We start from the raw sequence: 13,046 nt of genomic DNA, 5'->3' as shown, positions 1-13,046 counted from the left end.
GGTTGGCTCCAGTAGCCTGCCGGCTCACCGAGCACAGACAGCGTCGGTGAGGCGAGCCAGTCGTCAATCTGTGCAAGTGCTTGGCTTCGGGTGCTCGGTGGGTCGTAGATCTTGGGTTGGGTGCTGATCGCGAAGAACTCGTGCAGGCAAGGCCGGGGAATCGCCCACGCGGATCGTCCCTCGGCCAGTGTGCCCGTGCTGTTCCAACACCCGGCTAAGGTGTTCGCCGTGGCCGAGACCGCGCCGTTGCAGGTGCAACTGATAGCAAAGACCGAGTTCTTCGCGCCGCCGGACGTGCCATGGAGCACCGACGCCGACGGCGGCCCAGCGCTGGTCGAGTTCGCCGGCCGCGCGTGCTATCAGAGCTGGTCCAAGCCCAACCCCAAGACCGCGACCAACGCCGGCTATCTGCGGCACATCATCGACGTCGGCCATTTATCGGTGCTCGAGCATGCGAGCGTGTCGTTCTACATCACCGGTATCTCACGCTCGTGCACGCATGAGCTGATCCGGCACCGGCACTTCTCCTTCTCGCAGCTGTCGCAGCGCTACGTGCCGGAAAAAGAGTCACGGGTCGTCGTGCCGCCGGGCATGGACGACGATGCCGAATTGCGGCAGATCCTGGCCGAGGCCGCCGACGCCAGCCGCGCTGCCTACGCCGAGCTACTGGCAAAGTTGGAAGCCAAGTTCGCCGATCAACCCAATGCGGTCTTGCGCCGCAAACAGGCCCGCCAAGCCGCCCGTGCGGTGTTGCCCAACGCCACCGAGGCCCGCATCGTGGTCACCGGAAACTACCGAGCCTGGCGGCACTTCATCGCCATGCGGGCCAGCGAGCACGCCGACGTGGAAATCCGGCGGCTGGCTATCGCGTGTCTGCGCCAGCTCGTCGCCGTCGCTCCCGCGGTGTTCGCCGATTTCCAAATCGCCCCGCTGGCCGACGGCACCGAGGTCGCCACAAGCCCGCTGGCCACGGAAGCTTGAGCCCGCCAGGTAACCTGGGAGCCGTGAGCACCGGCGGGATCGACGTCCATTCAAGCCTGGGTACGCTCCTGACCGCCATGGTGACGCCGTTCGGCCCGGACGGCGCCCTGGATGCCCCCGCCGCCGCCCGACTGGCGACCCACCTCGTCGAGGCCGGATGCGACGGCCTGGTGCTATCGGGAACCACCGGCGAGTCTCCGACCACCACCGACGACGAGAAGCTCACGCTGCTGCGGACCGTGCTGGAGGCAGTGGGCGACCGCGCCCGGATCATCGCCGGCGCGGGCACCTACGACACCGCGCACAGCATTCGGCTGGCCAAAGCGTGCGCGGCCGAGGGGGCGCACGGCCTGCTGGTCGTCACGCCTTATTACTCGAAGCCGCCGCAATCGGGGCTTATCGCACACTTCACTGCCATCGCCGACGCGACCGCGCTGCCGGTGCTGCTCTACGACATCCCGCCGCGATCGGCGATCCCCATCAAGTCCGAGACCCTGCGCGCGCTGGCGGCGCACCCGAACATCGTCGGTGTCAAAGACGCCAAGGGCGACCTGCACGCCGGCGCGCAGCTGATGGCGGAAACCGGTCTGGCCTACTACTCCGGCGACGACGCCCTGAATCTGCCGTGGCTGGCGATGGGCGCCACCGGGTTCATCAGCGTGATCTCCCACATAGCCGCAGGCCAGCTTCTAGACCTGTTGTCCGCCTTCGCCTCTGGGGACGTCAGCACTGCCCGCAAGATCAATGTCGGGATCGCCCCGTTGTGCGACGCGATGAGCCGCCTGGGTGGCGTGACGATGGCCAAGGCAGGTCTGCGCTTGCAGGGCATCGACGTGGGTGACCCTCGGTTGCCGCAGATGCCCGCCACTCCCGACCAGCTCGAAGCACTGGCCGCCGACATGCGTGCGGCTTCGGTGCTGCGGTGAGCTACACGTGGACGTAGACCTTCGGCCGCCGGGTCCGCTGACCGCTGGCGGTCTGCGGATCACCGCGTTGGGCGGGATCAGCGAAATCGGCCGAAACATGACGGTTTTCGAGCATCTGGGTCGGTTGTTGATCATCGATTGCGGCGTGATGTTCCCCACCCACGACGAGCCTGGCGTCGACCTGATCCTGCCCGATCTGCGTCATGTCGAAGACCGTCTCGACGACGTCGAAGCGCTGGTGCTGACCCACGCCCACGAGGACCACATCGGCGCGATTCCGTTCCTGCTCAGGCTGCGTCCCGACATCCCGGTCGTCGGCTCGAAGTTCACCCTGGCCCTGGTCGCCGCGAAATGCCGTGAGCACCGGCTGAAACCGGTGCTGATCCAAGTGGCAGAGGGACAGCGCAGCACCCACGGGGTGTTCGAATGCGAGTATTTCGCCGTCAACCACTCCATTCCCGACGCGCTGGCCATCGCGGTGCGCACCGGCGCGGGCACAGTCCTGCACACCGGTGACATCAAACTCGACCAGCTGCCTCTTGACGGACGCCCCACTGACCTGCCCGGCATGTCGCGGCTCGGCGACGACGGCGTGGACCTGTTTCTGTGCGACTCGACCAACGCCGAGATTCCCGGTGTCGGACCGTCGGAAAGTGAAGTCGGGCCTACCCTGCACCGGCTGATCCGCAGTGCTAACGGACGCGTCATCGTGGCGTGTTTTGCCTCCAATGTGGATCGCGTGCAACAGATCATCGACGCCGCTGTGGCGTTGGGCCGGCGGGTCTCGTTCGTCGGGCGGTCGATGGTGCGCAACATGGGTATCGCGCGGGAATTGGGTTTTTTGCGGGTGGCCGATTCCGACCTGGTCGACATCGGCGCCGCGGAGATGACGGCGCCCGAGCAGATTGTGCTGATTACCACGGGAACTCAGGGTGAGCCGATGTCGGCGCTGTCGCGGATGTCTCGCGGTGAGCATCGCAGCATCACGCTCACCGCCGAAGACCTGATCGTTCTCTCGTCGTCGCTGATCCCGGGCAACGAGGAAACTGTCTACGGTGTCATCGACGCGCTGGCCAAACTCGGAGCCCGCATCGTCACCAATCAACGGGTCCGCGTGCATGTTTCAGGCCACGCCTATGCGGGCGAGCTGCTGTTCCTGTACAACGGGGTGCGACCCCGCAACGTCATGCCGGTGCACGGCACCTGGCGAATGCTGCGGGCGAACGCCAAACTTGCCGCCAGCGCGGGAGTGCCAGAAGATTCGATTGTCTTGGCGGAGAACGGGGTCAGCGTAGACCTGGTGGCCGGAAAGGTCGGCATCGCCGGTGCCGTTCCGGTTGGCAAGATGTTCGTCGACGGGCTTATCACCGGTGATGTCGGCGATATCACGCTGGGCGAACGGCTCATTCTGTCATCGGGTTTCATCGCGGTGACAGTGGTCGTGCGCCGTGGGACCGGGCGCCCGGCCGCCGCGGCGCATCTGCACTCGCGCGGCTTCTCCGAAGATCCCAAGGCATTGGAGCCGGCCGTCCGCAAGGTCGAGGCCGAGCTGGCATCGTTGGCGGCAGAAAACGTCACCGACCCGATCCGGATCGCGCAAGCGGTCCGCCGCACGGTCGGTAAGTGGGTGGGCGAGACCTACCGTCGCCAACCGATGATCGTGCCAACCGTCATCGAAACCTAACGCCTGCACGTCGTTGAGATTGCGTCCACGGCTGTGCTGCCAGCGTTTTCACGACCCTGGACGCAATCTCAATCGATACCCGCGGCGGGCGAATGCATCCGACAACCGACGAATGACGAATCGTCGGCTGTGTTCGGCCACCACGTGAAGGTCGATCCAGCCTTGGCGCTCGATGAGCTCGGCACGTCCGATGTCGTGCACGTACTGCCAACGGTCGGCGCTATGATGCTGACCGTCGTAATCAAGGCCGATCATCGGTTCGTCGTAACCCATGTCCACGAATGCCTCGTTGACACCGTCGGTAACCCTTATTTGTGTTCTCGGCCGGGGTAGCCCGGCATCGATGAGGACGAGCCGCAACCAGGTTTCCCTGGGTGATTGAGCGCCGGCGTCCATCAGGTCGAGGGCGACCGCTGATCGACGTAGCCCGCGCGCCCTGGGATAGCGCTCGGCCAGCGACAGGACATCGGATGTGTTGACGCCTGTTGCGCGGGCCAACGCGTCGAGGTGCCGCACGGCGAGGTCGCGGGGCAGGTGTCGGGCAAGGTCCAGTGCGGTCCTTGCAGGGCTGGTCACCCGCATGTGGTCGATGTCGACGATCTCGTCTAGGTCGATCCGTTCGTTGCGAACGACGATTCCTGACGGCGGGCGGCTACTGCGCCAGATCATTTCGATCGGTGTTGCTCGGTCAACCCACAGGGCCCCGTGTAGGGCCGCCGCTGCGCGCCCGGCAATCACGCCGTTGCGACGCGACCACAGCCACGCGCCGACGGTATTGCGCCACAGCGACGGAGCCGTCGCCCTCGGCACATAGATATCGGGATAAATCGAGCGGTAGTTCCACCGCAACTGCCCCCTGGTAAGTCCGCCGTCGCCCAGCATTTCTGTTCCCACGAACACTTCAGACATGTCGTGATGGTGATTGGAAGCACCGACGGTTTCGTGTCCCTGCGGTGAGATTGCCTGCAGGGCTGTGGATAAGTGGCCGATAACGACCCTGGACGCAATCTCAACGTCGAGAAGCGGCGCGCCGGGAAAGGATGCCTCCGGCGTGTCGGATTGGTTAGCCAGTCTCGTGGTAGCGGCCCACGGCGTCGTGGCGAGCATTTTCCGACAGCAGCCCGTCCACACAGCGCACGACGCGCGTCCCCGCAAGCAAGTGGTCGGTGGCCGCGTCGAGCACCGCAGCTTGGTGCGGCGACAGGAATCGGTAAGCCGCGGCGATCTGGCCCCGGGATACCGGCGGGATCGACATGTCTTGAGCGAACGTGCGTCGCTCCCCAACCCAGCGCAACGCTAGCGACCTTGACATTTAAGGTCCAGGGATCTCTGACAGCATCGGGGTGACCGTTGTCACTCTAGTAAGCCTCCACTAAGCCGGTTTCGTGACCACGCCGCGACCTCGCCCTAACCAGTGTGGCAGATGGTGCGGATGGTGCATTTGCGATTAGGCTTGCGGGCATGGCTAGCAAGACCCCCGCCCGATCCGGCGCCCGAACGACCGGGTCGAAGGCTGCTTCGCGAGGTGGGTCCCGGTCGGCGCAGCCCAGGCGCCAGCCGGTCAAGGCGCCGCGCCGACCCGCCCGGTGCCGCAACCACTCGCTGGTGTCCAGCGCCGGGCTGACTTGTGGGCGGGCGGTGCGCGCAACGTGGTTGATGGTGGCCAAGGGGACCGGAACCACGGCACGGTCGGTCGGCCGGGCGCGCGAGATCGACCCCGGGCATCGCCGGGACGGGATCGCCCTGGCGCTGCTGGGGTTTGCGGTGGTGGTCGCTGCCAGCTCCTGGTTCGACGCGGCCCGCCCGGTCGGCGCATGGGTCGACTCGCTGCTGCGGATGTTCATCGGCTCGGCGGTCGTCCTGCTGCCGGTGGTCACCGCCGCGATAGCGGTGGTGTTGATGCGCACCGAGCCCAACCCGGACGCGCGGCCGCGACTGGTTCTGGGCGCGACGATGGTGGCGCTGCCCGTGCTGGGCATGTGGCACCTGTGGGCCGGCTCACCGGACAGTCCGGTCGGGCGCGCGCATGCAGCAGGATTTATCGGCTTCGCGATCGGGGGACCGCTCTCGGAGGGGTTGACCCCGTGGATCTGCGCACCGCTGCTGTTCATCGGCGCGTTGTTCGGCGTGCTGCTGTTGACCGGCACCACGATTCGCGAGGTGCCCGATGCACTGCGGTCCATGTTCGGCACCAGGATCTTCGACTACGGCGAGCCCGAGGGTGACGGGTACGACGACGCAGGCGCGGAAAGCGATGCGGCCGACGACTTTTCCGACGGTTACTACGACGACCCGTCATCCCACGGCCACGACGAAGCGCAGGCATGGCCGTCGGGCAGCTCTGCCGTCGAAGCGGACGACAACCCGACGGTGCCCGAGCCCGCCGTGTCGCGCAGCCGCCGTCGCGACGGCAAATCCGCTGGCAGGCAAGACGCTCCTGCGCTCGACCGGGTGGTCGAGGGGCCGTACACGTTGCCGTCGCTGAGCCTGCTGGTGGCCGGTGATCCGCCCAAGAGACGCAGCGCGGCCAACGACCTGATGACCGACGCGATTACGTCGGTGCTGCAGCAGTTCAAGATCGACGCGGCGGTCACCGGCTGCACCCGCGGGCCGACGGTCACCCGCTACGAGGTGGAGCTGGGCCCCGGCGTGAAGGTGGAAAAGATCACCGCGCTGCAACGCAATATCGCCTACGCGGTGGCCACCGAGAGCGTGAGGATGCTGGCGCCGATCCCGGGCAAGTCCGCCGTCGGCATCGAGGTGCCCAACACCGACCGCGAGATGGTACGGCTGGCCGACGTGCTCACCGCGCCGTCGACCCGACGTGACCATCATCCGCTGGTCGTCGCGTTGGGCAAAGACATTGAGGGCGAATATATTTCGTGGAATCTCGCCAAGATGCCGCATCTGCTGGTGGCGGGTTCGACCGGCTCGGGTAAGTCCAGCTTCGTCAACTCGATGCTGGTGTCGCTGCTGGCGCGGGCCACCCCGGAAGAGGTCAGGATGATCCTGATCGACCCCAAGATGGTGGAACTGACGCCCTATGAAGGTATTCCGCATCTGATCACGCCGATCATCACCCAGCCGAAGAAGGCCGCCGCCGCGCTGGCCTGGTTGGTCGAGGAGATGGAACAGCGCTACCAGGACATGCAGGCCTCGCGGGTGCGTCACATCGACGACTTCAACGAGAAAGTGCGATCCGGCGCTATCACCGCACCGCCGGGCAGCCAACGCGAATATCGGCCCTACCCTTACGTTGTCGCGATCGTCGACGAGCTGGCCGACCTGATGATGACGGCGCCCCGCGACGTCGAGGACGCCGTCGTGCGGATCACCCAGAAGGCCCGCGCCGCCGGCATCCACCTGGTGCTGGCCACCCAGCGGCCGTCGGTCGACGTGGTCACCGGGCTGATCAAGACGAACGTGCCGTCCCGGCTGGCGTTTGCGACGTCGTCGCTCACCGACAGCAGGGTGATCCTGGACCAGGCCGGCGCGGAGAAGCTGATCGGCATGGGTGATGGGCTGTTCCTGCCGATGGGAGCGAATAAACCGATCCGCCTGCAGGGCGCCTACATCACCGACGAGGAGATCCACGCCGTCGTCACCGCCTGCAAGGAACAGGCCGAACCGCAGTACACCGACGGTGTCACCGCCGCCAAGCCCACCGGGGAACGCACCGACGTCGACCCCGATATCGGCGACGACATGGACGTCCTACTGCAAGCCGCCGAGCTCGTGGTGTCCAGCCAGTTCGGCTCCACGTCGATGCTGCAGCGCAAGCTTCGGGTCGGATTTGCCAAAGCCGGCCGGTTGATGGACCTGATGGAGACCCGCGGGATCGTCGGACCCAGCGAAGGTTCGAAAGCCCGTGAGGTGCTGGTCAAGCCCGACGAGCTGGCGGCGACTCTGGCGTCCATCCGCGGTGTGGACGCTGGCGCCGACGATGACAGCCAAGTCGAGTAGCTCTGCGAGCAGACGCAGAATCGCATCGGAACGGGCCGTATTTGTGCGACTCTGCGTCTGCTCGCGCAGCTAAAGAACCAACAGCATCCGCGAATTACCCAAAATATTGGGCTTGACGTAGCTGAGATCCAGGAACTCGGCGATACCGATGTCGTACGAGCGACACATCTCCTCGTACACCTCGGCGGTCACCGGTGTCCCTTCGATTTCGGTGAACCCGTGCTTGCCGAAGAATTCGGTCTCGAAGGTCAACACGAACAACCGCCGCAGCTGCAGTTCCCGGGCGACGTCCAGCAGCTTGTCGACGATCGCATGGCCGATGCCCTGACCGGTCAACTCTGGCGCGACGGCCACCGTACGCACCTCGCCCAGATCGGCCCACAGCACGTGCAACGCTCCGCAGCCGACGACCTCTGGACCTTCGGCGCCCTCATGTTCGGCCACCCAGAACTCCTGAACGGCTTCATAGAGCGTCACCAGGTTCTTTTCCAGCAGAATCTTGCCGGCATAGGTGTCGACGAGCCGCTTGATCGCCGGTACGTCAGAGGTTCGGGCGCGCCGGATCACTGGCCGGTTGCCCGCTGGACCGCCCGCTGCGCTCACGGATGCACCCTATCGGCGCGGGTGATCGGGTTCAGCGCCTGGGCAACCGATATTCTGTTGCGGTGTCGGGACAGCCTCAAACCGGTCCGGTAGTCCCGCGCGTACGGGTCACCAATATCGCCAACATGCTGACGCTGCTGCGGCTGGTGCTTGTTCCGGTGTTCCTGCTGGCGCTCTTCGCCGGGAATGGTCACGAAACCGTCAGCCGCATCGCCGCTTTCGTGGTTTTCGCCGTCGCCGTCGTCACCGATCGCTTCGACGGCGCGCTGGCGCGCAACTATGGCATGGTGACCGAATTCGGCACGATGGCCGATCCAATCGCGGACAAAACGCTGATCGGCGCGGCGTTGATCGGTCTTTCCATGCTCGGTGATCTGCCGTGGTGGGTGACCGCGGTGATCCTGGCTCGTGAGGTCGGGATCACCGTGCTGCGGTTTGCCATGCTGCACCGCGGTGTCATCCCGGCCAGTCGTGGCGGCAAACTCAAAACCCTGGTGCAAGCCATCGCGATCGGATTGTTCATCCTGCCGCTGTCGGGATCGTGGCAGGTGGCCGCGTCGGCAGTGATGGCGGCCGCGATCCTGCTGACCGTGGTCACCGGCGTGGATTACATCGCGTCGGCCGTAAGGGACGGGCGTGTACGACCCGCTGCTGACTGACGACGCTCGCGGATTGGTAGCGGCGGCGTGAACCGGTTTGAGACCCATCGGGGAACCAATCGCCGCGCGGCACACGTTGACCAGTTGAACAGGTGACTCGACAAAGGGAGGCCGATGCCGTCAGTGCTACGCGAGGTCCTCGGCAACGTGCTGCGTCGCGCACGAACCAAACAAGGCCGGACTCTGCGTGAGGTGTCAGGCGCTGCGCGGGTCAGCCTGGGCTACCTCTCCGAGGTCGAGCGTGGCCGCAAGGAGGCGTCCAGCGAGCTGCTGAGCGCGATCTGCGACGCCTTGGGTGTGCCGTTGTCTGAGCTGCTCCTTGATGCCGGTAAGCAACTGGCACGCCTGGAGTACCGGGCGGTCTCGCCGGCCAGCGCGGCCAATATCGACGCCGGCACCAAGGTTGTCATCCCGCCGGTCGTGTCACTGGCCATCGCTTAGCTCACGTCGGACCGATAAATTGAGCCTCACGACGAGTGCAGACACCTAACACACGAAGGCGGAGCTAATCCATGGCCAATCCGTTCGTCAAAGCGTGGAAGTACGTCATGGCGCTGTTCAACGCGAAGATCGACGAGCACGCCGACCCCAAAGTTCAGATTCAGCAGGCCATCGAGGAAGCACAGCGTCAGCACCAGGCGCTGACCCAGCAAGCCGCCCAAGTGATCGGCAACCAGCGCCAACTCGAGATGCGGCTCAACCGGCAGCTGGCCGACATTGAAAAACTCCAGGTGAATGTCCGCCAGGCGGTGACCCTGGCTGACCAGGCCACCGCCGCCGGAGACACCGCGAAGGCCACCGAGTACAACAACGCCGCCGAGGCTTTTGCGGCTCAGTTGGTGACCGCCGAGCAGAGCGTGGAAGACCTCAAGGGATTGCACGATCAGGCGCTTGGCGCCGCAGCGCAAGCCAAGAAGGCCGTCGAGCAAAATGCGATGGTGCTTCAGCAAAAGATCGCCGAGCGCACCAAGCTGCTCAGCCAGCTCGAGCAGGCCAAGATGCAAGAGCAGGTCAGCGCGTCGCTGCGGTCGATGAGCGAGATCGCTGCTCCGGGCGCCACGCCGACCCTCGACGAGGTGCGCGACAAGATCGAACGCCGCTACGCCAACGCGATGGGCGAGGCCGAACTGGCGCAGAACTCGGTGCAGGGCCGCATGCTCGAGGTCGAGCAGGCCAGCGTGGAGATGGCCGGCCACTCCCGGTTGGAGCAGATCCGCGCGTCGATGCGCGGCGAGGCGTTACCGGCCGGGGGATCGGCTGCTCCGGGGACTCCGGTGGCCGCTTCGCAAGCCGCCCCGACCGAGAAGCCGATCGGTCAGCAGTAGACGAGCGGAGCGAAATGGCGGTGGAGTCCGTGCGCGGTGGGCCATGGCGCGCCCTGCTGCAGCGCGGTTCGGATACCGCCAGCGGGCTTTCCGACCTGCTGGCGCAGAAAATCAGCGCCGCCACCGATCCGCGGGCACGCCTGCTTCGCCAGCGTCGGCGTGCGTTGCGGTGGGGCCTGATATTCACCGCCGGAACCGTGTTTTGGGGTGTGCTCACCGCGCTGCTGGCGGCCTGGGGCTGGTTCGCGTTGCTGCTGATCATCACCGGCTCGATTGCAGTGGCCGAGGCGGTTCCGGCGACGTTGTTGTTGCTTCGCTACCGCTGGCTGCGCGCGGAGCCGCTGCCGGCGAAGCGGCCCGCCGGCACTAGACGACTTCCCCCGCCGAATTCGGCCGCGCGGTCGGCGATGTACGCGCTGGGAGCCTCCGAGCGGGGCTTCTTCTCGCTGCTCGGCGTCATCGAGCGGGGCAACATGCTGCCCGCCGCCGAGATCCGCGACCTGACCGCCGCGGCGAACGGGACCGCTTGTGCGATGGCGGCAACCGCCGCCGAGGTGGTGTCGATGGAGCGGGCGGCGGACTGCACTCCGCAGTCACGCTCGTATCTGGTGCCCACCATCAACGCGTTCACCGCACAGTTGAGCGCCGGTGTGCGGCAATACAACGAAATGGTCACGGCTGCAGCACATCTGGTCTCATCGGCCAACAATGACGCAGCGAATCCGGCTGTCGGACCGTCGGTTTCGCGGCAGCACTACCGCGACGAGCTGGTCAGTGCGACGGATCGCCTCGTCGCTTGGGCGCAGGCGTTCGATGAACTCGGCCGGCTCCAGCGAAGTTAACTGCCCTGGCTGGACGGCGGCGCCGACTCAGGGCGGGGGCCGTAGCGTTCGATATAAGCCTGGTGAATATGGGCATCACGCTGACGACGATGTTCGTCGACCAGGTCTGGGTCGAGGTTGTGCACTTGCAGCATGTGGCGCCGCCACACCTTGTTGAGCGCGTGCGAGAAATACACGAAGGGGACCAGGATCGGCAGCGTCATGCTCAGGTGGACGTCCAGCGTCGCCGGGATCAGCCAGAACGGCGCGAGCACCAATACCGCTGGAACAGCGACCCGTCGCATCATCCGGCCCGTCGCACCTTTGCCGGCCAAATCGTTGCGTACCCAGTCCCGCATCGAGTCGGGCAGCCGCCTTCCGCAGCAGTAGCGAATGAACTGCAGCGCGCTCGGCCGGTTGTTGCTCATTGCGCTGAGAACGACGCCCGCAGTGCCGGCACGACCAACCCGGCCAGGCCCCGCAGCGTCGCCTTGAACATGTCGAAGAAGTCGAAATAGTCCCGCCACAGCGTGATCTGCCCGTCGTGGACCTCGAACACACCGCACACCCAGAACTGCAGCCGCAGCGGGCCAAAGATCAGCGCGTCGGTGCGTTCGGTGAGCACAGCAGCACCGTCGGCGGCGATGCGATGAATCTTCGCCTCGAACGCGCCGGCACCTCCCAGCGAACTGAACAGCTTGATCGTCCTGCTGCGCCCGTGGATCGCCGGTAATCCGACGTTCTGGTACACCAGGTCCTCGGCCAGCAGCGCGCCGGCCGCGTCGAGGTTTGCGTCCTGCAGCGCGTAGAGGAACCGTTCGACTGTGCGGGTGTGCTCTAGAGTCTGCCCGGTCATGGTGGCCAGCCTACGGCGATTCGAGGGGCAGGGCGCTGTGGCAGGGTAAGGCGATGCGCGTCGCCGTGGTCGCCGGACCGGACCCCGGGCACTCGTTCCCGGCCATCGCGCTGTGCCGACGTTTCTTGGCCGCCGGCGACGCGCCGACTCTGCTCACCGGCACGGAATGGCTCGAAGCTGCCCGTGCCGCCGGCGTCGACGCCGGCAAACTGGCCGGGCTCGACCCCGCCAGCGACGACGACGACCGTGACGCCGGCGCCAAGATCCACCAGCGCGCCGCGCGGATGGCCCTGCTCAACCTTCCGCAGCTCCGGGACCTGGCGGTTGATTTGATGGTGGCCGACGTTATTACCGCCTGCGGCGGCATGGCCGCAGAGCTGCTGGGCATCCCGTGGGTCGAACTGAACCCGCATCCGCTGTACCTGCCGTCGAAGGGGCTACCGCCAGTGGGGAGCGGGCTCGCGCCGGGCACGGGTATCGCGGGCCGGCTGCGGGACGCCGTGATGCGGGCGCTGACCGCGCGATCCTGGCGTGCCGGTATCCGTCAGCGGGCGCAGGCCCGCATCGGGATCGGTCTGCCGGCCGGCGATCCCGGGCCGCTGCGGCGGCTGATCGCCACGCTGCCCGCCCTGGAGGTGCCGCGCCCCGACTGGCCGGCCGAAGCCGTCCTGGTGGGTCCGCTGCACTTCGAGCCGACCGATCGGGTGTTGGCGATCCCGCCGGGCACGGGGCCGTTGGTGGTGGTGGCGCCGTCGACGGCGTTGACCGGGACTAAGGGGATGGCCCAGACCGCCTTGGACAGCCTGGTGCCCGGGAGCGGTTTACCCGCCGGTGCGCGGGTGGTGGTGTCGCGGTTGAACGGTCCGGATCTGGCGGTACCGCCATGGGCGGTGACCGGGCTGGGACGCCAAGATGAACTGCTGGCGCACGCCGACCTGGCGATCTGCGGCGGCGGGCACGGAATGGTGGCCAAGGCACTGCTGGCGGGTGTGCCGCTGGTGATGGTCCCCGGCGGAGGGGATCAGTGGGAGATCGCCAACCGGGTGGTGCGCCAGGGCAGCGGCCAGCTGGTTCGGCCGTTGACTGCCGAAGCGCTGATCAGCGCCGCCGATGAGGTGCTCTCGACGCCGACCTACCGTGAAGCCGCCCAGCGTGCCGCGGCCAGCGTCACCGACGTCGCCGACCCGGTACGGGTGTGCCGCGATGCGCTCGCGCCCGCTGGGTAACT

The 13,046-nt window shown here is 66.4% G+C and carries 14 protein-coding genes; 9 read left to right on the top strand and 5 right to left on the bottom strand.

Translation table 11 applies throughout. The features are described from left to right. The first annotated feature begins 228 nt into the window (after positions 1–228). The 3 genes from thyX to M5I08_RS18605 are packed head-to-tail and all read left to right on the top strand — an operon-like array spanning position 229 to position 3,591. On the top strand, positions 229–981 hold the full coding sequence (gene thyX / locus M5I08_RS18615) for an FAD-dependent thymidylate synthase (RefSeq protein ID WP_219065441.1): 753 nt from the start codon (positions 229–231) through the stop codon (positions 979–981). Positions 982–1,004: 23 nt separating this feature from the next. Then, complete coding sequence (gene dapA / locus M5I08_RS18610) at positions 1,005–1,907, top strand: 4-hydroxy-tetrahydrodipicolinate synthase (protein ID WP_219065440.1); 903 nt, start codon at positions 1,005–1,007, stop codon at positions 1,905–1,907. A gap of 7 nt (positions 1,908–1,914) precedes the next feature. Further along, positions 1,915–3,591 (top strand): ribonuclease J, encoded by a 1,677-nt coding sequence (locus M5I08_RS18605; protein ID WP_219065439.1) that lies wholly within the window; start codon positions 1,915–1,917, stop codon positions 3,589–3,591. Positions 3,592–3,639: 48 nt separating this feature from the next. On the opposite strand, the gene M5I08_RS18600 is transcribed toward M5I08_RS18605, so the two are convergent. Both M5I08_RS18600 and M5I08_RS18595 read right to left on the bottom strand, forming a co-directional pair. Next, a complete protein-coding gene (locus tag M5I08_RS18600) occupies positions 3,640–4,500 on the bottom strand; it encodes a type IV toxin-antitoxin system AbiEi family antitoxin (RefSeq protein ID WP_219065438.1) in 861 nt (286 codons plus the stop codon). Between the two features lie 154 nt (positions 4,501–4,654). After that, on the bottom strand, positions 4,655–4,903 hold the full coding sequence (locus M5I08_RS18595) for a hypothetical protein (protein WP_219065437.1): 249 nt from the start codon (positions 4,901–4,903) through the stop codon (positions 4,655–4,657). 149 nt (positions 4,904–5,052) lie between these two features. On the opposite strand from M5I08_RS18595, the gene M5I08_RS18590 reads away from it, so the two are divergent. Beyond that, a complete protein-coding gene (locus M5I08_RS18590) occupies positions 5,053–7,554 on the top strand; it encodes an FtsK/SpoIIIE family DNA translocase (RefSeq protein WP_219065436.1) in 2,502 nt (833 codons plus the stop codon). A gap of 69 nt (positions 7,555–7,623) precedes the next feature. Here M5I08_RS18590 and M5I08_RS18585 read toward each other — a convergent pair whose 3' ends face one another. Continuing rightward, the gene (locus M5I08_RS18585) at positions 7,624–8,157 is read right to left on the bottom strand and encodes an amino-acid N-acetyltransferase (RefSeq protein WP_219065435.1); all 534 of its coding nucleotides are present in this window, start codon (positions 8,155–8,157) and stop codon (positions 7,624–7,626) included. Between the two features lie 62 nt (positions 8,158–8,219). Between M5I08_RS18585 and pgsA the strand changes: the two genes are divergently transcribed. The 4 genes from pgsA (at position 8,220) to pspM (ending at position 10,983) form a co-directional block, all read left to right on the top strand. Beyond that, the gene (gene pgsA / locus M5I08_RS18580) at positions 8,220–8,816 is read left to right on the top strand and encodes a CDP-diacylglycerol--glycerol-3-phosphate 3-phosphatidyltransferase (RefSeq protein WP_219065434.1); all 597 of its coding nucleotides are present in this window, start codon (positions 8,220–8,222) and stop codon (positions 8,814–8,816) included. Between the two features lie 114 nt (positions 8,817–8,930). Then, positions 8,931–9,257: a transcriptional regulator ClgR gene (clgR, locus tag M5I08_RS18575; protein ID WP_219065433.1), complete on the top strand. Its 327-nt coding sequence runs from the start codon at positions 8,931–8,933 to the stop codon at positions 9,255–9,257. 71 nt (positions 9,258–9,328) lie between these two features. Then, a complete protein-coding gene (gene pspA / locus M5I08_RS18570) occupies positions 9,329–10,141 on the top strand; it encodes a phage shock protein PspA (RefSeq protein ID WP_219065432.1) in 813 nt (270 codons plus the stop codon). A gap of 14 nt (positions 10,142–10,155) precedes the next feature. Next, positions 10,156–10,983 (top strand): phage shock envelope stress response protein PspM, encoded by an 828-nt coding sequence (gene pspM, locus M5I08_RS18565; RefSeq protein ID WP_219065431.1) that lies wholly within the window; start codon positions 10,156–10,158, stop codon positions 10,981–10,983. On the opposite strand, the gene M5I08_RS18560 is transcribed toward pspM, so the two are convergent. Further along, a complete protein-coding gene (locus M5I08_RS18560; protein ID WP_219065430.1) occupies positions 10,980–11,390 on the bottom strand; it encodes a DUF5313 domain-containing protein in 411 nt (136 codons plus the stop codon). The genes pspM and M5I08_RS18560 overlap by 4 nt on opposite strands. Next, a complete protein-coding gene (locus M5I08_RS18555; RefSeq protein ID WP_219065429.1) occupies positions 11,387–11,818 on the bottom strand; it encodes a limonene-1,2-epoxide hydrolase family protein in 432 nt (143 codons plus the stop codon). The genes M5I08_RS18560 and M5I08_RS18555 overlap by 4 nt, the downstream gene beginning before the upstream one ends. 53 nt (positions 11,819–11,871) lie before the next feature. On the opposite strand from M5I08_RS18555, the gene M5I08_RS18550 reads away from it, so the two are divergent. Continuing rightward, positions 11,872–13,044: a glycosyltransferase gene (locus M5I08_RS18550; RefSeq protein WP_219065428.1), complete on the top strand. Its 1,173-nt coding sequence runs from the start codon at positions 11,872–11,874 to the stop codon at positions 13,042–13,044. The last annotated feature ends 2 nt before the right edge of the window (positions 13,045–13,046 follow it).

Source organism: Candidatus Mycobacterium methanotrophicum, from assembly GCF_023515995.1.
GTDB lineage: Bacteria > Actinomycetota > Actinomycetes > Mycobacteriales > Mycobacteriaceae > Mycobacterium > Mycobacterium methanotrophicum.
The sequence above is the reverse complement of the archived record's forward strand: the minus strand, read 5'-3'. Positions and strand labels throughout refer to the sequence as shown.

Excerpts from the sequence above, each read along its gene's own strand:
- M5I08_RS18600 (WP_219065438.1), bottom strand. The coding sequence starts at position 4,500 with ATGTCTGAAGTGTTCGTGGGAACAGAAATGCTGGGCGACGGCGGACTT.
- M5I08_RS18595 (WP_219065437.1), bottom strand. The coding sequence starts at position 4,903 with ATGTCAAGGTCGCTAGCGTTGCGCTGGGTTGGGGAGCGACGCACGTTC.
- M5I08_RS18590 (WP_219065436.1), top strand. The coding sequence starts at position 5,053 with ATGGCTAGCAAGACCCCCGCCCGATCCGGCGCCCGAACGACCGGGTCG.
- clgR (WP_219065433.1), top strand. The coding sequence starts at position 8,931 with ATGCCGTCAGTGCTACGCGAGGTCCTCGGCAACGTGCTGCGTCGCGCA.
- pspA (WP_219065432.1), top strand. The coding sequence starts at position 9,329 with ATGGCCAATCCGTTCGTCAAAGCGTGGAAGTACGTCATGGCGCTGTTC.
- pspM (WP_219065431.1), top strand. The coding sequence starts at position 10,156 with ATGGCGGTGGAGTCCGTGCGCGGTGGGCCATGGCGCGCCCTGCTGCAG.
- M5I08_RS18560 (WP_219065430.1), bottom strand. The coding sequence starts at position 11,390 with ATGAGCAACAACCGGCCGAGCGCGCTGCAGTTCATTCGCTACTGCTGC.
- M5I08_RS18555 (WP_219065429.1), bottom strand. The coding sequence starts at position 11,818 with ATGACCGGGCAGACTCTAGAGCACACCCGCACAGTCGAACGGTTCCTC.
- M5I08_RS18550 (WP_219065428.1), top strand. The coding sequence starts at position 11,872 with ATGCGCGTCGCCGTGGTCGCCGGACCGGACCCCGGGCACTCGTTCCCG.